The 23,875-nt window shown below is 70.0% G+C and carries 17 protein-coding genes; 6 read left to right on the plus strand and 11 right to left on the minus strand.

Annotated elements, in window-relative coordinates; genetic code table 11:
• Nucleotides 1-2 precede the first annotated feature (2 nt).
• Nucleotides 3-509, minus strand: a complete 507-nt coding sequence (locus tag SSP24_RS20020; RefSeq protein ID WP_308439650.1) for a DUF2563 family protein — start codon at nt 507-509, stop codon at nt 3-5.
• A 458-nt stretch (nt 510-967) separates the two neighbouring features.
• On the opposite strand from SSP24_RS20020, the gene SSP24_RS20025 reads away from it, so the two are divergent.
• The 3 genes from SSP24_RS20025 to SSP24_RS20035 all read left to right on the plus strand — a co-directional run bounded on the left by SSP24_RS20025 (nt 968) and on the right by SSP24_RS20035 (nt 4,449).
• Complete coding sequence (locus tag SSP24_RS20025; protein ID WP_141311031.1) at nt 968-1,483, plus strand: hypothetical protein; 516 nt, start codon at nt 968-970, stop codon at nt 1,481-1,483.
• 106 nt (nt 1,484-1,589) lie between these two features.
• Nucleotides 1,590-3,893 (plus strand): hypothetical protein, encoded by a 2,304-nt coding sequence (locus tag SSP24_RS20030; protein WP_141311032.1) that lies wholly within the window; start codon nt 1,590-1,592, stop codon nt 3,891-3,893.
• Nucleotides 3,894-3,915: 22 nt separating this feature from the next.
• Complete coding sequence (locus tag SSP24_RS20035; RefSeq protein WP_229866031.1) at nt 3,916-4,449, plus strand: hypothetical protein; 534 nt, start codon at nt 3,916-3,918, stop codon at nt 4,447-4,449.
• Nucleotides 4,450-4,582: 133 nt separating this feature from the next.
• Here the strand turns inward: SSP24_RS20035 and SSP24_RS20040 are convergent, their stop codons facing one another.
• The 3 genes from SSP24_RS20040 to eccB are packed head-to-tail and all read right to left on the minus strand — an operon-like array spanning nt 4,583 to nt 7,996.
• Nucleotides 4,583-5,182, minus strand: a complete 600-nt coding sequence (locus SSP24_RS20040; RefSeq protein ID WP_141311033.1) for a hypothetical protein — start codon at nt 5,180-5,182, stop codon at nt 4,583-4,585.
• Nucleotides 5,176-6,447, minus strand: coding sequence for a type VII secretion-associated serine protease mycosin (gene mycP, locus SSP24_RS20045; protein WP_141311034.1), 1,272 nt, complete (start codon nt 6,445-6,447; stop codon nt 5,176-5,178). Before mycP ends, SSP24_RS20040 begins: the two co-directional genes overlap by 7 nt.
• A gap of 22 nt (nt 6,448-6,469) precedes the next feature.
• Nucleotides 6,470-7,996 (minus strand): type VII secretion protein EccB, encoded by a 1,527-nt coding sequence (gene eccB, locus SSP24_RS20050; RefSeq protein ID WP_141311035.1) that lies wholly within the window; start codon nt 7,994-7,996, stop codon nt 6,470-6,472.
• A 205-nt stretch (nt 7,997-8,201) separates the two neighbouring features.
• On the opposite strand from eccB, the gene eccE reads away from it, so the two are divergent.
• The 3 genes from eccE (at nt 8,202) to SSP24_RS20065 (ending at nt 13,472) form a co-directional block, all read left to right on the plus strand.
• Nucleotides 8,202-9,530 (plus strand): type VII secretion protein EccE, encoded by a 1,329-nt coding sequence (gene eccE, locus SSP24_RS20055; RefSeq protein WP_141311036.1) that lies wholly within the window; start codon nt 8,202-8,204, stop codon nt 9,528-9,530.
• Nucleotides 9,530-10,315 (plus strand): hypothetical protein, encoded by a 786-nt coding sequence (locus SSP24_RS20060; RefSeq protein ID WP_141311037.1) that lies wholly within the window; start codon nt 9,530-9,532, stop codon nt 10,313-10,315. Before eccE ends, SSP24_RS20060 begins: the two co-directional genes overlap by 1 nt.
• 268 nt (nt 10,316-10,583) lie before the next feature.
• Nucleotides 10,584-13,472: an SCO5717 family growth-regulating ATPase gene (locus tag SSP24_RS20065; RefSeq protein ID WP_141311038.1), complete on the plus strand. Its 2,889-nt coding sequence runs from the start codon at nt 10,584-10,586 to the stop codon at nt 13,470-13,472.
• A gap of 96 nt (nt 13,473-13,568) precedes the next feature.
• On the opposite strand, the gene SSP24_RS20070 is transcribed toward SSP24_RS20065, so the two are convergent.
• The 7 genes from SSP24_RS20070 to SSP24_RS20100 form a co-directional block, all read right to left on the minus strand.
• Nucleotides 13,569-14,525, minus strand: coding sequence for a bifunctional riboflavin kinase/FAD synthetase (locus tag SSP24_RS20070; protein WP_141311039.1), 957 nt, complete (start codon nt 14,523-14,525; stop codon nt 13,569-13,571).
• Nucleotides 14,526-14,648: 123 nt separating this feature from the next.
• Complete coding sequence (locus SSP24_RS20075; RefSeq protein WP_141311040.1) at nt 14,649-18,065, minus strand: trypsin-like peptidase domain-containing protein; 3,417 nt, start codon at nt 18,063-18,065, stop codon at nt 14,649-14,651.
• A 271-nt stretch (nt 18,066-18,336) separates the two neighbouring features.
• Nucleotides 18,337-19,242 (minus strand): tRNA pseudouridine(55) synthase TruB, encoded by a 906-nt coding sequence (truB, locus tag SSP24_RS20080; RefSeq protein WP_141311041.1) that lies wholly within the window; start codon nt 19,240-19,242, stop codon nt 18,337-18,339.
• Complete coding sequence (rbfA, locus tag SSP24_RS20085; protein WP_141311042.1) at nt 19,239-19,685, minus strand: 30S ribosome-binding factor RbfA; 447 nt, start codon at nt 19,683-19,685, stop codon at nt 19,239-19,241. The genes truB and rbfA overlap by 4 nt, the downstream gene beginning before the upstream one ends.
• A gap of 40 nt (nt 19,686-19,725) precedes the next feature.
• Nucleotides 19,726-20,019, minus strand: a complete 294-nt coding sequence (locus SSP24_RS20090; protein ID WP_141311128.1) for a DUF503 domain-containing protein — start codon at nt 20,017-20,019, stop codon at nt 19,726-19,728.
• Between the two features lie 251 nt (nt 20,020-20,270).
• On the minus strand, nt 20,271-23,330 hold the full coding sequence (gene infB / locus SSP24_RS20095) for a translation initiation factor IF-2 (RefSeq protein ID WP_141311043.1): 3,060 nt from the start codon (nt 23,328-23,330) through the stop codon (nt 20,271-20,273).
• Nucleotides 23,331-23,478: 148 nt separating this feature from the next.
• Nucleotides 23,479-23,775 (minus strand): YlxR family protein, encoded by a 297-nt coding sequence (locus tag SSP24_RS20100; RefSeq protein ID WP_141311044.1) that lies wholly within the window; start codon nt 23,773-23,775, stop codon nt 23,479-23,481.
• Between the last annotated feature and the right edge of the window lie 100 nt (nt 23,776-23,875).

Raw genomic sequence — 23,875 nt, forward strand, 5'->3', positions numbered from 1 at the left:
CCTCAGAGCTCCATCTCGGACTTGCCCTCGCCGGAGTACTGGCCACTCTTCTGGCCTTGGATCTGGTCGATCTCCCATTGGATCGCCCAGAACCGCTGACGCTGTTCGAGTTCAAGCTCGTCGAAGCCGTTGGCCGTACCTTTGACCGCGATACCGATCGCCTCGATCTGCAGATGCAGTGTCTTGGACAAGGTGGTGAGCTGCTCGTGGACGCTGTTGTACTGGGTGTACAGGCTCTGGGCTTCCGGAAAGACGTCAGCCCGTCCGTTGCTCAGGGACGACGCCCTGATCGTTTGTGCGCCCACCTTCGCCGGATCGCCGGCCGACTCCTCAAGCGTCCGCAGCACCGCGTCCACGCGCGACACGAACTCGCCGAGCGCCTCACCGCTGGCTTCCAGGTCCGCCGCCCTGGCTGCCGACACGCCCCCCACCATGTCCGCCGGAAGCACGACGCTCCTCCCCGTTTCCCCGTGACATCCACCGGCCTCGATCAGATCGGGACCGGTCACTCGCTCGCCGTACGATCGCAAAGCGAGCTGCGTCAGACAACGCTTTTACCACTCTAGTCAACCTGTACAACGGGCCCAAGCGCGGCAGGTCCTGACTCAGCCACAATGCTGATGCACGGACCACGGTTTGACCGATTTGCCGCTTCGCTGAGGCACGGCCCGCCCGCTGGCAGTGCCCACTTTGCGATCCTCGCAGAGCTTCTCCGTGCGATGGGTCTGCATCGCAACTGCTCGCCTCTCGGGGCTTGCCCATCTGCGCAGTTGCTACACACGCTGCTGACCCCGAACGCCTCTTCTTCAAGCCTTCACGCCGGACAAACCACCCATAGCCGGCCTGGCCCAGGTCTGCCCCCTATCAGGTTGCTAAGTTGGCCACAACTACAGCATCGGAACCAGGGCATCCATCTGACACGAGCTCCGGCAGCCGAGCAGAGCAGCACGGGGGAAGGGGTCCACCCATGGCGTGGGACGAGTGGGAGCAGCTCAAGTCTGAGGCTGCCGAACGGCAGTCCGCGCAGATGCAGTTGAACCAGCTCGACCCGGGCGACGGGTCGCCGGGGATGGCCGGAGGTCCGAGCACGTACGGCGATCTGGAGGTCCCGAACGCCTCCCTCACCAAGATCAGCAAGTCCGCGCACACCCTCTACAACGAGTTGTGGGACAAGGCTCGTGTCGCCGTTCCCACCAGCGACTCGGCGGCCAGTGACCTGTCGAAGCAGGGCTTCGCGCTCGGAGCCGGATTGCAACATGTGTCGAACCGGTGGGAACAGCAGCTCAAGTCCTTGATGGACGCCTGCGCGCAGATCACGAACCATTTGCAGCGCACCAAGAACATCCACGCCAGTGACGACAACTACATCGTGCGCCAGATGAGCAGCATCGCCACCCTTGACGCCGGGTTCGACGAGCGCGTAGGGCAGCCCGGCGAGAAGAACCCGATCTACGGGGAGAAGAAGGAGAAGAGGGAAGAGTAGCGGCGGACGGGATGGACGACGACGATTCCCGTCGCATCCCCCGGACCAACACCACCTCACCGACTCACTCAGCCGCTGCTCGACACCTCTTTTGGGATAGGGACCGATGGACCTCGACACTCTGCGCAACGCCAACTTCAAGCTGCTCGACGATGCCGTCAAGGACTGGTCGACCCTGGTCAAGCACCTTGAGACGTTGAAGAAGAACGCCGAGGACGAACTGCACCAAGCCGCGAACAAGGCGGACTGGGCCGGTGTGAACTCTCAGGTGACCAAGGAGTTCATCGGTAAGACGGCCGGCGAGTTCAGCGATGCGCACACCCAGGCCACGACCATCCACAAGATCCTGGACGACACTCGGAACGAGCTGAAGAAGTATCACCAGGAGCTCGTGGATGCCATCGAGGGCGGCCGGAAGAACAATCTGACGGTCATCGGTTACGAGGGCGGATTCACCGTCACCACGAATGTACCGCCGGAGGGGCGGGCGCAGCAGGACAAGGACAACCAGGCTGAGATCACCACGCTCCGCGACCACCTCCAGAGGATCCTGGACAAGGCGACCGAGAGCGACAATTCGGCCAAGACGGTCCTGCAGGCCATCGCCGACCAGAGCAAGCTCGGCTTCTCGGACGCCTCGTACAAGGACCGGGACAGCGCCGCCGAGGCCATCAAGCAGGCCGATGCGATGGCCAAACTGGCGCGTCAAGACCCCAAGGACCTCACGCCCGAGGAGTTCGACCGACTTCTCAAGGGCCTCAACACGTACGGCAACGACGATCTGTTTGCCGAGCGGTTCGCCACGACGCTCGGCCCGCAGAACACGCTGGAGTTCTGGACCGGGGTCAGCGACCCGCACCGGGGCAATTTCGAGCTGGGGCGGCAGCGCCACGAGCAGTTCGACGATCTCCAGCGCGTCCTGGGGACCACGCTCGCCAACGCCACGCAGAGCGACTCAGTCGCGATGACCGAGTGGAAGCGCACGATGGTCGACATCGGCGACAAACCGATCTACGGCAACAGCGGCGGCCCCATCGGCTTCCAGGTCATGAGCAACTTGATGCGGACCGGTGACTACGACGACCAGTTCCTGAAGGACTACGGCAACAAGCTCATGGCCACCGAGCGCAAGCTCACCGGCAACGGCGAGCACGCCAACCTGGCGTGGCAGCACACGGGCATGGACCCGTGGCTGAACCGCATCGGCGAGGACAGCGGCTCCGACCCGCTTACCGGCTATCTGAAGGGACTGTCCAACAGTCCTGACGCGGCCACCGATTTCTTCAATCAGCCGTTCATCTCGAGGAATGATCCGGACAATCCATTCGAGAGGGACAGGGACGGCGATGGAAAGGAGGGCAAGGTCTCGCTGTCCAACTTCCAGTACCTCTTCGAGGAACGGGACTGGCCTGAGGAGGCTGATTCCAAGGGTGACGAGCTTGACACGGGGAAGAACAACTTGGCGCTTGCGCTGGAAGCTGCCACTACCGGGCACCCCGCAGGCGAGCTGCCGACGCTGGACACGCCCGCTCACAACGCTGAGCAAGCCAAGCTGTTCAATGCCATCGTGTCATCTGTGGCAGACAACCCTGGGCGTCTCACCGACCACGGATACATGTCGGACAGTATGGGTCAAATCGCCTCCGAGTATCTTCCTGATATCAACCGGGCCACGACTGATGTTTCAAGGGACTCCAAGTCTTGGGAAGACATCGAAAAGCTCTATCCCTTGGCTGGTGTAGACGCCGCACTGACTCATCCGGATGTGACTAAGTTCCTCTTCGCTGTGGGACAGAACGACGAGGGGTACGCAGCGGTAGAAGTCGGCCAGAATGCATATATGGCGAAGCTGATGGAACACCATCTCAACCCCGACTTGCCAGCCGATCAAAGGTACTCAGACACCGAAACCACCGTTAAGTACTTCGCGGAGCGCTCAGGCGAGGTGTCGGGCACACTAGGGCTTGCCCGACAGGAAGCCATCGGGAAGCCAGGTTCAGACGAGGACAAGGCATACGACCACTCCATCGCCCAGCGTAAGAACTTGATCGCTGGTGGCGTAGGGACCGTCGTCGGAGTGGGCGCGTCCCTCATCGCCACACCCTGGGTCGGGGCTGCAGTAGGAGGAACTGCTGGCACGGTAACAAGCGTTGTCCTGGAACGAGTCTTCAAAGATGCCGAGGGACATGCACTCCAGCAAAAATACGACGCAATGGGCGATGCCTGGCAGGCCTCTCTCTCCACAAATAACGAATACGTAAGCACTGCCGCACTCACCACTGCCGAGCAATACAAACTGAATGGCGACGACGTAGACAAATGGTCTAGAGAAGCAGCCCGCCAGGGCTTCATCAACGCTCGCGCCATCCTCGACGGGCAGGCGCCCGGCAGCACGACCAATCCAGGATAAATCAACCTTAAGCGAGCACGCCATGAAGAACTCTCAAGTTCACACGCCGTCGCGCCGCGTCTGGGTAGTTGTCGGGACGACTACTTTCCTTGCCGCGCTTGCAGGATGCACAGGGGAACAGACGGAACGCGAATATGCGATTCCGCAGTCGGCGTGCGGAACGCGCATCAACGCGGAGGAACTCGCCAATTTCCTGCCGCCAGGAAAGAAGCTGTCCATCAAAACGACTTCGAAATCGGAAAATGTAGTTAAGTGCGCGATCTCTGTAGATGGCAAGTTGATCGTTCAAACCTCTCAGGAGTGGTGGAACGACATGTCCGTGATTGAATTCGCTCGTGGTATGACTCTGGAGAACCCGGAGCATCGCACAGATGACGGGAAGTACGCCTACTCGGGCTACCAAGCATTCAGTAAGATGACGGACTGCCAAAGGAAAGATCAAGTTCTTTATGCGGCCGTCCAGGCTTCTGGCTCAGAACACCGAGACGCGGAGGCAATGAAAAAAATCATCACTGATTACACACGGGCTGTCGAGGAATCTCGAGCATGCAATTGATTCGCGAATACGGCTGGGCAGGCCGCTGAGCCCGGGTTGCGCTCAGAGGTCTAATTCGACGGTATCTCGGCATTGCACAGAAGCGTCGTCATGCTGACCGTGGGCGAATCGGGCCCGGCATTCGCCTGACGGATCAGCAGGCCCCCTCCCGCGTCGTCACAGTAAGCCGGTAAGCCAACTGGGTCCAGGTGCCCTCGTCCAGCCCTGGCGGCGTGTAGTCGTCCTGCTTCGAGCGCACGCGCTTGATGTGCGTGCAGAATTCGGCGTCCGTGCCGTTGCCGGAGACGTTGAAGTAGGCATCGGTGCCAGAGTTACCGGCGGCCGGCTCGGCGGCCACGCCACCCTGCGGGGCGTCGCCTCCGCCGTTCTCGACGACCTCGCTCTCGATCAGCGTTTCGTAGTCGTCGGTAACGGCCACGGGCTCGCCCGACTCGTCGACACGGTACAGGTATCCATCGAGTTCGTAGGTGGCCTGATTCACTGCGCTCTTCAGCTCGTCGTCGCTCCACTTCAAGTCGTCCTCGACACCCAGGCCCTGGACGCCCGAGACGGCGCAGGCCACCGCCACTCCGATCAGGGTGATGCGCGCGACCACGAACGCCGCGTCGGGGATCTCGGGGGCGGAGGGGTTGACGGATTCCCTCCATCTCCGGATAACGTCCGCCTTCAGGCAGGCCATCAGGATCAGCAGGGCGGACAGGACGAAGAGCGTGATGGAGAGTTCTGTCAGCATGCCGGGCCTCCCAGGCCCCGCCGCCGACGCCGCGCGTCCCGTACCGCCACCGCCGTCCCCCCGAGACCCGCTGCCAGGACCAGCCCGCCAACCACCACGTACGTACCCAGGCGGATATTGCGTTCGTCCGGTGTTTCGCCGAAGTGGACAGGCGCGATCGAGGGGGCCCTCGCGCCTGTGAGGTTCTGCTCGGGCTGGGGGGACTCGATCGGGTTGGCAGGGTCGACGTCTGTCAGGGCCTTGACCGGGTCGACGACGCCCCAGCCGACCAGGCGGTCATGGCCGGGGATCGAGCGTTCCGCCGTCTGTTCGATCTGGGCGACGATCTGCTGGGCCGTCCACTTGGGGTACTTGGCCTTCAGCAGCGCGGCCACGCCGGCGACGTAGGGGGCGGAGAAACTGGTGCCGTTGTCGGAGCAGTGGCCGTTGCCGGGGACGGTGGAGATCATGTCGACGCCCGGGGCCGCCACACCTACGAACTCGCCCGACTGGGAGAACGGGGCCCGTTCGTTGTTGCGGTCCGACGAGGCCACGGCCAGGACACCTTTGTACGACGCCGGGTATGTGATCTTGACATTGCCGCCGAGGCCGTCGTTGCCGGCCGACGCCACGACGACGATCTCCCGGGATAGGGCGTAGTTCACGGCCTGCTCCAGGCTCTCGTCGGGTTTGATCGCCTTGGCCGTGTCCTGGGAGATGTTGATGACGTCCGCGCCCACGTCCACCGCGTGGCGGATCGACATCGCCAGGGTGTCCGCCGTTCCGTTGCCCTCCGCGTCGTTCTGCTTGATCGGGATGATCGTGGCCTCAGGGGCCAGGCCCACGAAGCCGGTTCCCTCGGCGGGGCGTGCGGCGATGATGCCGGCCACGCGGGTGCCGTGGCCGACGGTGTCCGTGGTGCCGCTCGCGTTGCCGCGTTCGATCTCCTCACCCTTGGTGTTCTTCGGGGGCAGGAAGTTCTGGCCCTTGGATGCGTCGACGGCCTTGGTGAGCTGGGGGTTCTTGGCGTCGACGCCCGTGTCGATGACGGCCACCTGGACGCCCGCGCCCTTCGACTGGGCCCAGAGCTCATCGAGGTTGACGCGTTGCAGCGCCCAGGGGCGGCCCTCGTACGGCTTCGAGGGGAAGGTGCACTGGCCGCTGTCGTCCGCCCGCGCTTCGGGGGCCGGCAGGGCGAGTTGCGTCGTCACCGTGAGGACTGTCGTGGCGAGCAGGGTCGCCACGACCGTACGGCCCTTGGGCCTCATCTCTCGTGCCTTCAGCATGAGTTCCACCAAGGCCTTTCCGCTACGAACCCTGCGGCTGCCGCGCCGCCGCCTCCGACAGGCGGGGGCCCGTGGGCAGGAACGTCGACCAGGCCGCGGGGACGGGCGCCGGGTCGACCTTTTCGTAGCCGAGCCTGGTCTGGGCGATCTTGGCCTCGGTCAGTTCCTGCTTGCGCTGCTCGGCGGAGGTGCCGATGCCCTTGTCATCGGTGGCGCTGTCGCTGTTGGACTGCAGGGCGTAGCGCAGGCCGGTGTCGGTCACCAGGAAGACACTGCCCGCCTTGGTCTCCTGGCCCTGGAACTGACGGTAGAGCTGTCCGGAGCCGGGGGTGACGTACGCGCTGGAGGAGCCGGTGGGCAGCTGCGCGGGGAAGTCGGTGCCCGCCCAGGTGGACAGGGTCGTCGCGCCGCTCTCGGCGTTCACGGAGCGCAGGACGTTGCAGACGGCGTTGCGGCCGGTGGTGGTGCTGGTGCCGTTGTTGACCGTCTTCGGCTTGTACGTCGGCCACTTCCTGTCGCCGAGGAAGGTCGTGCTGTCGGCCACCGCGCCGGGGCTGACCTGCTGCGCCTCGCCGGTCTGGCCGACGGCGACGAGGGCACCGCTGTTGAGCAGGAGCGTGGCGGTGAACTCGGTAATCCGGGCGACCTCACCGGGGAGGACGACGTAGTACTGCATGCGCGAGCCGTCGTAGGCCTTGATGACCATGCCGACCTTGTCGTACTTCCCGAGCATGTCGGACGCACCGGCCTCGGCGCCGGGCGTGCCCTTGATCGACGGGATCGACAGGGGGTCGCCCTTGTGCAGGGTGTCGAGCCAGTCCTGGGAGACGCGCTGCGGGGCGCGGCCCTGGGTGTCGAGGGCTTTGAGGAGCTCGTTGTCGGTGGGGTCCTCGAGCGGGTAGGCGTAGCCGCGGGAGTCGACGACGTACTGCGTCTTGCCGTCCGGGCCGATGACGTACATCAAGTCGCCCCCCGAGAGCTTGTTGCGGCCCTCGGTCTTCGACCACTCCTTCTCGGCCAGGACGAACGCCGCCTTCTGGATGGCCCGGCCGCCGTCGCCGGGGCGCTCGCAGACCGCCCAGCGCTTGGGGGTCTCCGCCTCGCCGGCGGAGGGCAGCCGGTCGGGCGCGTACGGGATACCGATGGTGGCGCCGTGCGGGGGCTTGCCGCTGTCGAGGACCTTCTCGTCGACGGTGATGATGCTGTTCTTGCCGGGGTCCAACAGCAGCTTCGCGGAGGCCATGTTGAGCACCGGGTGCAGCTGCTTCTTGCCGTCCGTCTTCAGTACGACGTAGCGGGTCGTCGAGTCACTGGCGACGATGACGTGTTCGCCCGGGTTGTCCCAACCCTTGCGTGCGGTGGGGCTGAAGAGGCCGATGGCGCCGAACACCGCGAGGATCACCACGCCGACGACGACACCGGGCCAGACCGCGCTCAGCGGCTTCGGCGCGCCCTCCTCCGAACCCGACGGCGAGGGCCGCAGGAAGGACGCGAGTGTGCGGCGCTTCGCGAAGGTGTAGGCGTTGAGTTCATCGCGGCGTGATGCCATCTGTGTCCGCTCTCTCCCCGTGCGGAGCCCTGGGGACGGTGAAAGTGCCGTCGCCCGCCCTTGGTTGCCTCTGGTGCCTCGGTTGTCAGACCCGGCCCCTACTATGCCTGTTGCGTGACCGTGCGTGTGTCATGGGTAGGGCGCTCAGCACTCGCAGGAGCGTGTGGACAAGGGTTTTCGGGACGGATTCGGGGGGTTTGGAGTGATGGCTTCCGCACCGCGGGCCGGGTCACGATCGCAATCGAGGTCACGATCGGGCAGCGCCGGTCCGGCGGGGTCCCTCGGCACCGCTGTCGCCGAAGGCGCTGTCACACCGCACCTGAGGGCACGTTCGGGGCGCGCAGGCTCGTTCGCCGTGCAGCGGCTGGTGCTGCTCGAACTGGCGGCGGCACTCGTGGTGTGCGGCTGGCTGATCGGTACGTACGCGCTGGTCCCGGCCGCCGTGGTCGCCGTGCTTCTCGTGGCGCTCGCGCTCGTACGGCGCCGAGGGCGCTCGCTGCCCGAGTGGCTGGCCGGCGTGCAGGCCCTGCGCTCCCGCCGCCGCAAGGCCGCAGCCACCCCGGTGCCGCCGGGCACCGACTCCGGGCTGGCCCCCGCCGTCGAGTGCGACCCGAGCCTGCGCACCTACAGCTACAGCCGCGGCAACGACCGCGACCAACGGCCCGTCGGCATGGTCGGTGACGGCGGCTTCCTCACAGCCGTTCTCCAAGTGGAGGCGGACTTCGGGGCGCTGCGCGCCGAGCGCAGCCGCCGACCGCTCCCCCTCGCCCTGGTGCGGGACGCGCTGGATGTCGACGGAATCCGCCTGGAATCCGCACAGATCGTGCTGCACACCCAGCCCGCGCCCGCCCCGTACCTGCCCCAGCAATCGGTCGTGGTGACCAACTATCAGCAGCTCCAGGCGCAGACCGCCTCCCCCGCCGTCCGCGTGATGTGGATCGCGCTGAAGCTGGACCCCGAACTGTGCCCAGAGGCGGTGACCGCCCGCGGCGGCGGCCTCGTCGGCGCACAGAAGTGCCTGGTGCGGTCGGCGGAGCATCTGGCGAGCCGGCTGACGGGCGCCGGATTCCGGGTGAGCGTGCTCACCGAGGACGAGGTGACCGCCGCCATCGCGACCTCCGCCTGCGCCAACCCCATGGTCACCGCCCAGGCCGCGCAGAGTGACGCGCCCCGGCGGCGGACCGAGGAGACCAGTCGCAGCTGGCGCTGCGACAACCGCAGACACACCACGTACTGGGTGCGCCGCTGGCCCGCGCTCGGCGGCTCCGGCACCGGTCTGCCGCAGTTGGTGGCGCAGTTGACCTCCGTGCCCGCACTGGCGACGACGCTCAGCCTCACGCTGGCCAGGGGTGGGCAGCAGGACGTCGCCCTCACCGGGCACGTGCGGATCACCGGGCGCAGCAGCACCGAACTGGCCGCCTCGCGGCAGGAGCTGGAACGCGTCGCGCGGCAGACACGGACCGGACTGGCCCGTCTGGACCGCGAACAACTGCCCGGGGTCCTCGCCACCCTGCCGCTCGGAGGTGCCCGCTGATGGCCGCCGTGACGACAGCGACATCGACCTTGACATCGGCCGCGTCGTCCCTGACACGCTCCGAGGGTGGCGGCCTCGCGCAGCGGCTGCGCACCGGTTTCGGACTGCTCGGTCCCCGGCACCCGCGGCACACCCTGCCGGTCGACCAGTTCGACGCGCTGTCGCTTCCCATCGGGGACGACGGCGTGGTCGTCGGCGTCACCGCCGAGGGCCAGCCCGCCGTGCTCGGGGTGAATCGTCCTACGCCGTACGACGTGCTGCTGATCGGTGGTCTGTGGACGGCCCAGGTGCTCGCGCTGCGCGCCACGGCGACGGGCGCGAGGGTCGCCGTCGAGACCGGCCGCGCCCAGCACTGGGCGCAGGTGGTGCAGGCGGTGGGCGGCGGCCAGTCCGGGATGACCGTGCACGAAGTGGGCCGGGTTCCTCCGCTCGGCGCCTCGGCGGGCAGCCCGGTCCTGGTGATCCGGGACTGCGGCATGCGCCCGCCTCGCGGACGCGTGGTGTCGGCGCCCTGGCAGTCGGTGCTGACGCTGCTGCCCTATCTCAGCCCGGTGGCACCCCGGTTGATGCGTCAGGCGCGGCTGATCGGAGTGCAGCGGGTGTCGCCGGACGAGGCGGCGGAGGTCGGTCGGGTGATCGGCCTGCCCCGCGCCGAGTACGAACCGCTGCCCACGCTCGGCGACGGCATCACCCTTTGGTGCACTGACGGCGATCGCCAGTACGTGGTCACACAGCCCACGGACGCCGAGATCGGTCTGCTGGGCGTGGCCCGCCGAATGGACTGACCGGGAGGGACAACCGACGGATCCGTGCCCCATTTGACTGTCGGTCGACGGCGACCACCCGGCTTTGTGCCCGGACGTGCGTCGGGGCGCAGACGCGCCTGCCGTGCCCGCCCCTTTCTTGATTAGGCTGGGGCGGGGCACGTAGCGAGTACCCGGCACAGGGTGATGCGCGTTCCGGGGTGACCCGGGGGGACAGCCCAGTGAATCGAACGACAGCAATGGTCGCCCCAGCACGGCATGAGGGTGCTCGACCACACCAGGAGGAATTGTGAGCAGCGATCGGGACGGGATCCGCGGGGGCTGGGCGACGCCCGGCGATGACCAGCCCGACGCGGAGGCGGCCGTCGATATGACGGGCGAGTTCACCATCGACTATGCGCCGCCTGCCTGGTACACGCAGAACGCGTCCGGGGGGTCGGGGGATTCGGGGCACTCGGGGGATTCGGGGGCCGGTTCGTCCGAGTCTGGGGCTTCGGGACCTTCTGGGTCTTCTGGGCCTTCTGGGGCTGCTTCCGGTTCTGCGGTGCCCTCTGCGCCCGCGCCCTCCTCCCCCTCCACCCCGTCCGCGGACTTCGGGCCGTCGGCTCACTCCGGTCCGGCGGCGCCTTTTGCGCCGCCCGCGCCCGTGCCGATGCCTGGCGTGCCGTTCACGCCGCCTCCGCCCGCTCCCGTGCCGGGGGTTCCGTTCCCGCCGCCGGCCGCGCCGGTGAGCGGGGAGTCCGGGGGTGTGCCGAGGCTTCCCGAGGGGAGTGGGTTCGAGCCTCAGCCGCCGGTCGCTCCCGCACCGGAGGCTCCCAGGGCTTCCGAGGAGGCCGAGTCCGGGAACGGGGACCTGGAGAGCGGCGCCACCATGCGGTTCTCCGCGGCCTCTCTGAAGCGGGAGATCGCCGACCTCGCGGCCGCAGCCGACGCCGAGGCCAAGGCCGGCGCGCAGCCCGAGGGTGAGTCGGAGGAGGCGGGCGCCACCGCGGACGGTGGCGTCGAGAACGACCGTCCCTCCGCCGACCCCGACGCCAGCGCCGACGAGTCAGAGGTCACCGACGCGACGGAAGACGCTGCTCCCACCGACGCCGAGTCGACCGATGCAGCCGACCCTGCCGAGACGGAATCCTCCGACGCGGCGCCACACGACGACGCTCCCCAGGACAACACCCCCCAGGCCGACGCACCGGCAACGTCCGACGCGCCCTCCGCCTGGACTCCCCCGCCCGCCCCGCAGACCGGAGTGCCGCCGCTGCCGCCGTCGTACCAGCCCGCGGCTCCGGCCTCCCCCGCCCAGTGGCCCGCACAGCCGCAGCCCCAGCCCCAGCCCCAGCAGCCGGACCCGAGCGCGCCCTCCACGCAGCCACAGCCCCAGCCACAGCCGACCGCCGCGCAGGGCCAGCCGCCCCTGCCTCCGCAGCAGCCGCCCTTCCAGCCCCAGCCGCCGCAGCCCGCATGGACCCCGCCGGCCCAGGCACCGGCCCCCAACACCCCCAACGCCCAGCAGCCGGCCACCCCCGACCCCAACGCCCAGCAGGGCTACGGCTTCCCGCACCCCGGCACCCCCAACGCCCAGGGCGGTTACGGCTTCCCCCACCCCGGCGTCCCCAACCCCCAGGGCGGCTACGGCTTCCCCCAGCCCCCAGCGCAGCATCAGGCGCCGCACCAGGCCGCCGCCCACCCAGGCATCCCCCCACAGCCCGACGCCCAGAACCCGCACAACACCCCAAACCCCCAAAACCCGCAAATCCCGGCCCAGTCCCCCACCGGCGCCCCCCAGGGATTCCCCCAGCCCCCGCACCAGCCCCAGGCTCAGCCCCAACCCCCACACCAGGCCCAGCCCCACCCCCACCAACCCCCCACCCCACCCGCAGACCCCCGTCTCGGCACCGCCTGGCCGCAACCCCTCCAGCACGACCAGCGCCAGCCCACCAACCCCGGTGCCGCGCCGCTCGGTTACACCGCGGCCGTCGAGCTGTCCTCCGACCGGCTGCTCAACAACAAGAAGCAGAAGGCGAAGAGCGGACGTCCGGGCGCGGCCGGCTCCCGGTTCAAGTTGGGCGGCAAGAAGGAGGAGGCCGAGCGTCAGCAGAAGCTGCAGTTGATGCGGACGCCGGTGCTGTCCTGCTACCGCATCGCCGTGATCAGCCTCAAGGGCGGCGTCGGCAAGACCACGACGACCACCGCCCTCGGTTCCACGCTCGCCACCGAGCGCCAGGACAAGATCCTCGCGATCGACGCCAACCCGGACGCCGGTACGCTCGGCCGCCGCGTCCGCCGGGAGACCGGGGCCACCATCCGTGACCTGGTCCAGGCGATCCCGTACCTCAACTCGTACATGGACATCCGGCGGTTCACCTCCCAGGCCCCCTCCGGCCTGGAGATCATCGCCAACGACGTCGACCCGGCCGTCTCGACGACCTTCAACGACGAGGACTACCGGCGCGCGATCGACGTGCTCGGCAAGCAGTACCCGATCATCCTCACCGACTCCGGTACCGGCCTGCTCTACAGCGCCATGCGCGGTGTGCTCGACCTCGCCGACCAGCTCATCATCATCTCGACGCCGTCCGTGGACGGTGCGAGCAGCGCCAGTACGACGCTGGACTGGCTGTCCGCGCACGGGTACGCCGACCTGGTCTCACGTTCCATCACCGTCATCTCCGGCGTCCGCGAGACCGGCAAGATGATCAAGGTCGAGGACATCGTGGCGCACTTCGAGACGCGGTGCCGGGGCGTCATCGTCGTGCCGTTCGACGAGCATCTCGCCGCCGGTGCCGAGGTCGACCTCGACATGATGCGGCCGAAGGTGCGGGAGGCGTACTTCAACCTCGCGGCCATGGTCGCCGAGGACTTCGTACGCCACCAGCAGATGCACGGCCTGTGGACCAGCGACGGCAACCCGCCACCGGTCGCCGCCCCGCCGATGCCGGGCCAGCCCTTGCCCAGCCAGCCCATGCCGGGACAGCCGATGCCCGGCCAGCCGCCCATGCCGGGACAGCCCATGCCCGGCCAGCAGTACGCCCCCGGCCAGCCCTACCCGCCACAGCCGGGCCAGCCGGGTCAGCCCGGACAGCAGGCTCCCCACCCCCAGCACCCCCAACAGCCCCAGCACCCGGGCTACGGCTACGGCTACCCCCAGCCCGGCCAGCCCGAAGGCCCACCCCAGCAGTAGCGAACGGCCGTGAACAAAGGGCGGCCGGTGCCCCACAGGCACCGGCCGCCCTTCATATCGAAGTATCGGAGCATCGGAGTATCGGAGAAACAGAGGCTACGCCGCCCCCTCCGCCGCCCCAACCAGCTCCCGGCACCGCTTCACATCGTCCGCCATCTGCTCCAGCAGAGCCTGAAGCGTCTCGAACTTCGCCTGCCCCCGTACAAAGGCCAGGAAGTCGACGGCGACATGCAGCCCGTACAGATCCAGCCCCACCCGGTCGATGGCGTACGCCTCCACCGTGCGCTCGGTCCCGTCGAACTGCGGGTTGGTGCCCACGGAGATCGCGGCCGGCATGGCCTCGCCGTCCACCACGAGCCACCCCGCGTACACCCCGTCGGCCGGGATCGCGGTGTGCGGCAGGGTCTCGACGTTGGCCGTGGGGAAGCCCAGGTCACGGCCGCGCTGAGCCCCGCGTACGACGACACCTTCGACCCGGTGCGGGCGGCCGAGGATCTCCGCGGCGCCCTCCACATCCCCCGCGGCCACCAGCCGCCGCGTCAGCGTCGACGAGAACGGCTCGCCGCCGCCCGCCTCGCCCGACACGAACAGATCGATGACCTCGACCTCGAAGTCGTAAACCTTGCCCTGTTCGGCGAGGAACTCCACGTTTCCCGCGGCACGGTGGCCGAAGCGGAAGTTGGGGCCCTCGACGACCGCCTTGGCGTGCAGCTTGTCGACCAGGACCTTGACGACGAAATCGGCCGGCGAGAGTTTCGAGAACTCCGCCGTGAAGGGCAGGATCAGCACCGCGTCCACACCCAGCTCCGCCATCAGTTCGGCGCGGCGGTGGTGCGGGGCGAGCAGCGGCGGGTGGCTGCCGGGGCGGACGACCTCGCTCGGGTGCGGGTCGAAGGTGACGACGACGGCAGGGACACCCAGCTCCCGGGCGCGTTCCACGGCGTGCCGGATGATCAGCTGGTGTCCGCGGTGGACACCGTCGTAGGAGCCGATGGTGACGACGCTGCGCCCCCAGTCCTCGGGGATGTCCTCCAAGCCACGCCAGCGCTGCACTGTGACCGCTCCTCGAACCCGTGTCCGTGTATGCCTCTTACGCAGGTCTAAGGGTGCCATGCCGAGGGGGTCCGGCCCGCACCGGCATGGGGGCTGTGACCGGACGCACGTGCACTCCCGTGGTCATGCGGGAACCCGTCCGCCGACCACCTTCTCGATCATCCTGCGGGTGCTGGGTCCCACCACCGCGGCCCAGTCCTGCGGGGCGTCGTTCAGCCAGTGTGCGACCCGGGCGGCGAAGCCGGGGACCTCGCGGCCGAGGTCGAGGAGGGTGCGGTCGAAACGGGTCGCGCCGGCCGGGGTGCGGACGAGGAGCATGCCGGTGCGGTGGACCAGGGCGCGCAGCTCGTCCCCGCCGTGCCGGGCGGCCGTACGCAGCAGGGTTTCCAGCACGGGCGGGGCCTGCTCGTGGACGAGGAGGAAGTCGCACAGTTCGCGGCGCAGGGCGCGGGAGGCAGGCGCGCCGGGCGCGCCGAGGACGGCGGCGAGCGCCATCCGCAGCTGCTCGGGTCCACCGTTCAGCAGGCCGGTGACCAGCGGGAACAGTACGGTCCTGGCGGTGGGCCCGGCGTCGAGGCGCCGGTCGACGTACGCGGCCACGGGCGCGGCCCGGTCCGGGCGCAGCGTCACGGCGTCCCGCACGAGGCCGGCGACCCGCCGCGCCAGCGCCGGGGTCGCCGCGTCGGCCAGTGTGAACAGCGCCTCCCCGGCGTCCGGCCGGTGCAGCCGGGCCCGGAAGGCGCCGAGCACCGGCTCCGGGTGGGTCGCCAAGGCGGTCACCAGTGCGCTCGCGGGCAGCTGTGGATCAACGGCCGCGAAGTGCTCGACGGCCCGTGGCAGGTGCCGGGCCCGGGTGTGCGGATCGCGTACGAGGAGGGCGAGCGCCCCGCCGTGCAGGCTGCCGTCGGCGGGGCGGGCGAGCAGGGCGAGGGCGGCGTAGCGCAGCAGCTCGCGGTCGGCCTCGCTGCGGGCGTGCGGCGCGGCGCGCAGCCCGTGCACCACCGCCGCGAGCCGCCGCGCCGACCGCTCGTCGTGCGCCCACCGGTCCACGGCCCGGCACACGGCGGAGGGCTCCTCCTCGGCGAATACGCCGAGCAGCTCGTCGCCCCGCCGGTGCCCACTGTCCAGCAGCGCCTCCGTGAGGTCGTCCAATGCCCGGTGCCGATGCGTGTGCAGCAGCGCCTGCGCGGCCGTCGCCACGGTCGCGTGCGGCGCCGCCGGGAGCGGCCGCTCGTCGTCGAACCAGCGCATGAGATGCGGTTGTACGGCAGTGGGGTCGGCGGCGAGCAGCTGGGCGGCGGCGTCGAGGTAGCGGCCCCCGTCGGCCGGGCCGGTGTCGGCGAGGACCAGGCGGCGCAGCAGGTCGAAGCGCTCGGCGTCGGGCAGTGCCGGCTCCGTCCAGAAGCCGGGCCCGAACTCCCCCGGCACGGGCCGCCCCCGCCACCGCCAGTCGACGATCGCGTCGGCGAGCAGCCGCAGCACCCGGAGATACGGCGTGGCGTCCGGCACCTGGCGCAGCGTCGCGCCGAGCAGCCGGGCGGCCCACCAGGAGTGCGGGTCGGCGTCCAGCGCGTGCACCAGCTCCTCCAGACGGACGGCGAGCCGGTGCGTGCCGTGCTGCCGGGCGAGCAGGAGCAGCGCCTGCACGACGGGGCCGATGCGGTGGTGCGGGAGGGAAATCGGCTGGTCGGCGCCGGGAGCCCGGCGATGGTGGACCAGGGCGCGCAGGGCCTCGTCCAAGTCGAGGTGCGTGCCCTGGAGCCAGTCGGCCAGTTCCTCGTGGGCGAAGCGGTAGCCGGTGCCGGCCGGGACGAGGAGGCCCTCGGTGAGGACGGCGGACGCCCAGCCGGTGCCGCCGCCGAGCCGGGCCGGGGCCGGGCCTGGCGGGAACAGCGCCTCGAACACCTCCCGGTCCAGCTCCCCCTGCCCGGGCCCGAGGCTGAGCCGGGCGGCCTCGTGCACCTGCCCGGCCACCTTCGCCGCCAGCCGTCGTACGGCGGTGCCGCGCAGTCCGTCCTCGGCGGCGAGCCGTACGGCCACGCGCAGGCACAGCAGGTCCAGGTGGGCGGCGAGGACGTCGTGCCGGTCGAGCGGGCCATCGAGCCGGGCGTCCGGGACAGCGGCGAGAACCTCGGAGAGGAGACGGAGGGTGAGGGGGTGGCGGGCGTCGGTGGCGGCGAGGGCGTCTTCGGGGAGGCCGTAACGCGCGCGGGCGCGGCGGGCCTCGTCCTCGTCGAGGTCACCAAGGCAGACGCAGGGCGGCAGGCCATCGGGCTGTCCCGCCCCCGGGTACAGGCACTCCTCGGGGAACTCCGCCCCCGCCCGCTCCCAGTACTCCGCCCGGCACGCCACGACCAGCCGCGCCCCCGTCTCCCCCAGCCACCGCACGGTCCCCTCTGTCCACTCGGGGAGACGGTGGGCCAGAGCCGGGGGCATCTCTTCGGGACTGTCGAGCAGCAGAAGCAGGGGACGACCGGCGGCACGCGCGAGCGCGGCCAGGCGTTCGGGGCCGGTGTCACCCTCAGCCGCCGCCACACCCCGGGCCGCCCGGCTCAGCGCCCGCCGAACCGCGTCCCCCACCGACCGGTCCCCCTCCCTCAGATCGGCCCCCCGCAACCACACCGTCGGCGCCGGTTCAGCACCCCGGCCGCGCCGGGCGGCAAGCGCCGCGAGTTCCGTCGTACGACCGCTGCCCGGCGGCCCGACGAGCCCGAGAACGGCGGCCGACCCCTCGGCGAACGCAGCGAACTCCCGTACGACCGCCGCGCGTTCAACAGGCGCGACGACCCCCTCCTCGCCGGCGTGACCCACCGTCGCTGTCGGCGGACCGTCCTGCGCCACCGACATGGCCGTCAGTTCCAGCACCCCGGCGAGATTGAGATCAGCCCCGTACGCGGGCACCGTCGCCGCGTTGCGCGCGAGCAGGTCGGCGAGCGGACCGCTCGCGGTGGGCCGCAGCGGCACGGCGAACCCCCAGTCACGCCGGCCGGTGTGCAGCGCGGTCCCGAGCACGGCGATCACGGCACCGGTGACAACGTCGACGACCGGCCCCCCGGCCGCCCCACCGCCCAGCCGCAGCGCGTCCCGCCCGGCCGTGCCGATAGCCAGCTCCAGTACGTCGTCGAGCCGGCGGAAGCGATCCGTGGCCGTGTACGTCACATCCGTCGCCGCTCCCAGCACCCGCGCCTCACGCCAGCAGCCCGCCGCGATGCGCACGTACGCGCCGGTCTCGACCTCGTCCCGCACGGTGATCGGCAGCGGCTCCACGCCAAGCCCTTCGGTGCCTACGAGGGCCAGGTTCCGCTCCGGCAGCGCGGTGACCGCGTCGGCGGGCACGACACAGCTGCGGTCCCCGGCGCGCAGGACCAGCCGGGCCAGTCCGTCGACGGCCTCGTGGCTGGTGAGGACGGTGCCGTGGTGGTCGGCGACGACGCCGGTGCCGCGCGGACGCCCGGCGAGGTCGTGGATACGGACGAGGACGTCGTCGCGCGGGTCGAGCCCGCCGTTCTTCGGTGCGGCCCCCCGGCCTTGTACCGCCATGGTCGAGCCTCCCCGCCGTACCGCCGTACATCTGTGCCCTGACCTCGACGGTAGGGGCGGGATGATCAGGGAAACAGCACGCGTGGCGAACGCGCCCCCTTGCGCTCCCCTGGTTCACTCCGAGCGCCTGCCTGGTCGGGTGAACGGACCGGGATCGCTGGATACACCCTAGGGGTGGGGGAACCGAGGGGGGACCGTGGAGCGGCGGGAACGCAGAACCCCGTGACCGCCGCTCCACGGGCAAGCCATGACGAGACAGCTCTAGTGGCTGTCAGCCGAAGACGGCGAGGCTCTTGGCCTTGCCGCGCTGTGCCTCCACGAGCGCGAGGAAGCGGCCCTCGGGATCGAAGACAGCCACCGGCCCGGCGCCCGCGTACGCGTCGGGCATGTCGAGCCGCACGCCGTTGGTGAGCAGCCGGGCCCGCCTGCCGTCCACGTCCCAGCGCGGGAACGCGGCCGCGGCCGCCTCGGCGATCGGCATCACGGTCAGCTCCTCCTGGAGTTGCTCCAGAGTGCGGGCCGAGTCGAGCTTGTACGGCCCGACGCGCGTCCTGCGCAGCGCCGTGAGGTGGCCGCCGACGCCCAGGTCGGCGCCGAGGTCACGGGCGAGGGCGCGGATGTAGGTGCCGGAGGAGCAGACCACCGACACGACCAGGTCGAGCACGGGGGTGCCGTCCTCGGCGACGGCCTCCCGGACGTCGTACACGCTGAACGACGACACCGTCACACGGCGGGCCGGGATGTCGAAGTCCTCGCCGTCCCGGGCCCGCTTGTAGGAGCGCACGCCGTTGATCTTGATGGCGCTGACCTTGGACGGCACCTGCATGATGTCGCCGGTCAGCTTGGCGATCCCGGCGTCGATGGCGTCCCGGGTGATCTTCGATGCGTCGACCGATCCCGTGATCTCGCCCTCGGCGTCGTCGGTGACGGTCGTCTGGCCCAGGCGGATCGTGCCCAGGTACTCCTTCTCGGTCAGCGCGAGGTGCCCGAGGAGCTTGGTCGCCTTCTCGACGCCGAGGACGAGGACGCCCGTCGCCATCGGGTCGAGGGTGCCGGCGTGGCCGACGCGGCGCGTCCTGGCGATGCCGCGCATCTTGGCGACCACGTCGTGCGAAGTGAAGCCCGACGGCTTGTCGACGATGACAAGGCCGTCGGGCGTGGTGTGCTTCTGGGTCATGCGGTGGTGTCGTCCTCGTCCTCACCCGGCTTCTTGTACGGGTCGGCCTCACCGGCGTAGGTGGCGCCCGCCGAGGCCTCGCGCACCTTCTCGTCGGACTGGCGGGCCTTGTCGAGGAGGTCCTCGATGGTCCGGGCGGTGTCCGGGAGGGCGTCGGCGACGAAGGTCAGCGTCGGCGTGAACTTCACGCCGGCCGCCTTGCCGACCTCGGAGCGCAGGATGCCCTTGGCGCTCTCCAGGCCGGCGGCCGCGGCCGTCCGCTCCTCCTCGTCCCCGTACACGGTGTAGAAGACGGTCGCCTCCCGCAGGTCGCCCGTCACCCGGGTGTCCGTGATGGTGACGTGTGAGCCGAGCCGCGGGTCCTTGATCCCGCGCTGCAGCTTCTGGGCCACCACCTCTCGGATGAGGTCCGCCAGCCTCTTGGCACGCGCGTTGTCGGCCACTGGTCCGTCTCCCGTTCTTTCCTGATCTACGTTCTCTGGGTCAGTCGTCGTCGCCGTGGAAGCGGCGCCTGACCGACAGCAGTTCCACCTCGGGGCGCCCGGCGACCAGCCGCTCGCACCGGTCCAGCACGTCGCTCACGTGCGCCGCGTCTCCGGAGACCACCGCCAGGCCGATCTGGGCCCTGCGGTAGAGGTCCATGTGGTCCACCTCGGCCGCGCTCACCGCGTACTTCCGCTGGAGTTCGGCGACGATCGGGCGGACGACGGAGCGCTTCTCCTTCAGCGACCGTACGTCGCCGAGGAGCAGGTCGAAGGACAGCGTCCCCACATACATGTGTAACCGGTTCACCCGCCGGTACGGGATCGATGAAGCCCTCAAGAACGGTACCGCGCCGCCCGCCGGGGGTTCGACCGGTTTTGCCTGGGGCTGCGCCCCGGCAATCCGCGTTGTCGCCGTGGTGGTGAGTGTTGTGTTGCGTCCGGCGGTTGTCTGTGGCTGGTCGCGCAGTTCCCCGCGCCCCTTGAAGGCAAGCTGCGGTGGCCGACAGGAACAATGTCCTGTCGGCCACCGCCTACCACTGGCTGTTACGCCCGGGGCTTCTCGCGCATCTCGTACGTCGCGATGACGTCGTCGACCTTGATGTCGTTGAAGTTGCCGAGGTTGATACCGCCCTCGAACCCTTCGCGGATCTCGGTGACGTCGTCCTTGAAGCGACGCAGACCCTCGATGGTGAGGTTCTCCGCGATGACCTTGCCGTCGCGGAGGAGGCGCGCCTTGGTGTTGCGCCGGACCTCGCCGGAGCGGATGAGCACACCCGCGATGTTGCCCAGCTTGGACGAGCGGAAGACCTCGCGGATCTCCGCCGTACCGAGCTCGACTTCCTCGAACTCCGGCTTGAGCATGCCCTTGAGGGCCGCCTCGATCTCCTCGATCGCCTGGTAGATGACCGAGTAGTAGCGGACGTCCACGCCCTCGCGCTCGGCCATCTGCGCGGCACGCCCGGCGGCGCGCACGTTGAAGCCGATCACGATGGCGTCCGAGCCCATCGCCAGGTCGATGTCGGACTCCGTGACCGCACCGACGCCGCGGTGCAGGACGCGGATGTCGACCTCTTCGCCGACGTCGAGCTGGAGCAGCGAGGACTCCAGGGCCTCGACGGAACCAGAAGCGTCACCCTTGATGATGAGGTTGAGCTGCTGGACCTCGCCGGCCTTGAGCACCTTGTCCAGGTCCTCCAGGGAGACCCTGCGGGTGCGCTTGGCGAAGGCCGCGTTGCGCTCGCGCGCCGCGCGCTTCTCGGCGATCTGGCGGGCCGTGCGGTCCTCGTCGACGACGAGGAAGTTGTCGCCGGCGCCCGGGACGTTGGTCAGACCCAGGACCTGGACCGGCGTCGAGGGACCCGCCTCGGCGACGTTGTTGCCGGTGTCGTCGAGCATCGCCCGGACGCGGCCGTACGCGTCGCCGACCACCATCGTGTCGCCGACCCGCAGCGTGCCTCGCTGGACGAGGACCGTCGATACGGCACCGCGGCCGCGGTCGAGACGGGACTCGATCGCGATGCCCTGCGCGTCCTGGTTCGGGTTGGCCCGCAGGTCCAGGGCGGCGTCGGCGGTCAGCACGACCGCCTCCAGCAGGCTGTCGATGTGCAGGCCCTGCTTGGCGGAGATGTCGACGAACATCGTCTCGCCGCCGTACTCCTCGGCCACCAGGCCGTACTCGGTCAGCTGACCGCGCACCTTGGTCGGGTCCGCGCCCTCGACGTCGATCTTGTTGACCGCGACCACGATCGGCACGTCGGCCGCCTTGGCGTGGTTCAGCGCCTCGACCGTCTGGGGCATCACACCGTCGTTGGCCGCCACCACGAGGATCGCGATGTCGGTCGACTTCGCACCGCGGGCACGCATGGCGGTGAACGCCTCGTGACCCGGGGTGTCGATGAAGGTGATCGCCCGGTCCTCGCCGTTGACCTCGGTCGCGACCTGGTAGGCACCGATGTGCTGGGTGATGCCACCGGCCTCGCCCGCGATGACGTTCGTCTTGCGGATGGCGTCGAGCAGGCGGGTCTTACCGTGGTCGACGTGACCCATGACGGTCACGACCGGCGGACGGACGACCAGGTCCTCCTCGGAGCCCTCGTCCTCACCGAACTCGATGTCGAAGGACTCGAGCAGCTCGCGGTCCTCCTCCTCCGGGCTGACGATCTGAACCGTGTAGTTCATCTCGTCGGCGAGGAGCTGGAGCGTCTCGTCGGAGACGGACTGCGTGGCCGTGACCATCTCGCCGAGGTTCATCATGACCGCGACGAGCGACGCCGGGTTGGCGTTGATCTTCTCCGCGAAGTCGGTGAGCGAGGCACCGCGCGACAGGCGAATGGTCTCGCCGTTGCCGCGAGGCAGCATCACACCGCCGACCGACGGGGCCTGCATGGCCTCGTACTCCTGACGGCGCTGCCGCTTCGACTTGCGGCCACGACGCGCGGGACCACCGGGACGCCCGAAGGCACCCTGCGTGCCACCACGGCCGCCGGGGCCACCGCCGGGACGACCGCCGAAGCCGGGACGGCCACCGCCGCCACCGCCGAAGCCGCCGCCACCACCGGGACCGCCGCCACCGGGACGACCGGCGAAACCGCCGCCGCCACCCGGACGGGCGCCGCCGCCACCACCGGGACGACCGGCGAAACCGCCGCCGCCACCGGGACGACCGCCGCCGCCGGGACGACCGGCACCGGCCGGGCCGCGACCGCCGCCGGGGCCGGGACGCGGGCCGGCAGCGGGACGCTGCGGCATCATGCCCGGGTTCGGACGGGGACCGGCGGGACCGCCGCCGGGACGCGGGGCGCCACCCTGCGGACGCGGCATCGAGCCGGGGCTCGGCCGGGAGCCGCCCGGAGCCTGCGGACGCGGACCGCCGCCCTGGGCACCGGGGCCCTGCGGACGGGGACCGGCGCCGGGGCCACCGGGGCCACCGCCGGGACGCTGGCCCTGCGGACGGGGCGCCTGCGGGCGCGCCATGCCGGTCGAGCCACCGGAGGTGAAGGGGTTGTTACCCGGGCGCGGACCGGCCGGACGGGCACCCGGACGCGGCGCCGAAGCGCCGGGACGCGGGCCCTGACCGCCGGGACGCTGGCCCTGACGGTCCTGGCCGCCGGGACGGCCACCGGGCTTGGGGGCACCGGGACGGGCGCCCGGCTTGGGGCCGGACGCGGCGGCCGGGGTCGGGGCCGACGGCGGAGCGGTGAACTCCGGGGCGGCCGGGGCCGGACGCGGCGCGGGCTTCGGGCCCGGCGTCGGACGCGGGCCGGGGGTCGGCGCGGACGCCGGAGCGGCGGGAGCCGCCGGGGCCGCGGGCTGCTGGGCAGCCGGAGGCTTGGGGACGACCGGCTTCGGGGCAGCCGGACGAGCCGCCTGCGCCGGAGACGGCGCGGCGGGCTTGGGGGCCGCCTTCCGGGGCGCGGGCTTCGCGGCGGACTTGCCGTTGCCACTGCCCTGCTGGAAGGCGTCAGTCAGTTTGCGCACTACGGGCGCCTCGATCGTCGAAGACGCCGATCGGACGAATTCACCGAGTTCCTGGAGCTTGGCCATGACGACCTTGCTCTCGACACCGAACTCCTTGGCGAGTTCGTAGACCCGGACCTTAGCCACTTCGCTCCTTTGAGGTCCGGGTTGCGGCCGGACCGTCGCTAGTTCATGGGCGTACTCATCGCGTACTCATCGAGTGCTCATCGCAATCTCGACCTGCTTTCGACTCGCGAGGTACCAGGCCGCACGGGGGGTTCCGTACGGCACGCTCTTACCGTGTTGCCTGCTCAGCAACTGTTGTCCGCTCGACGTATTGGCGCAACGCCTTTGTGTCGAGCGCTCCCGGGGCGCGCAGTGCCCGCGTGAACGCCCGGCGACGTATCGCCTGGTCGAGACAGACCAAGGCGGGGTGTACATAGGCACCCCGGCCGGGCAGCGTACCGCGAGGATCGGGGACGCATGCGTCCTTGATCGCCACGATGCGCAGCAGCTCGGTCTTGGCCGCTCGCTCCCGGCACCCCACACAGGTGCGTTCCGGGCATGCTCGGGCACGCGTCCGGCCAGACACTCCTTAGTCTACCTCCCCGTAACGACCTCACCCCTTTGGGGCAGAGATCGAACAGTTGCAGGGCGTATAACTGACGTGATCCAACCCACCGGGGGCGAGA

Origin of the sequence: Streptomyces spinoverrucosus (genome assembly GCF_006539505.1) — a bacterium.
GTDB classification, from domain to species: Bacteria; Actinomycetota; Actinomycetes; order Streptomycetales; family Streptomycetaceae; genus Streptomyces; species Streptomyces spinoverrucosus.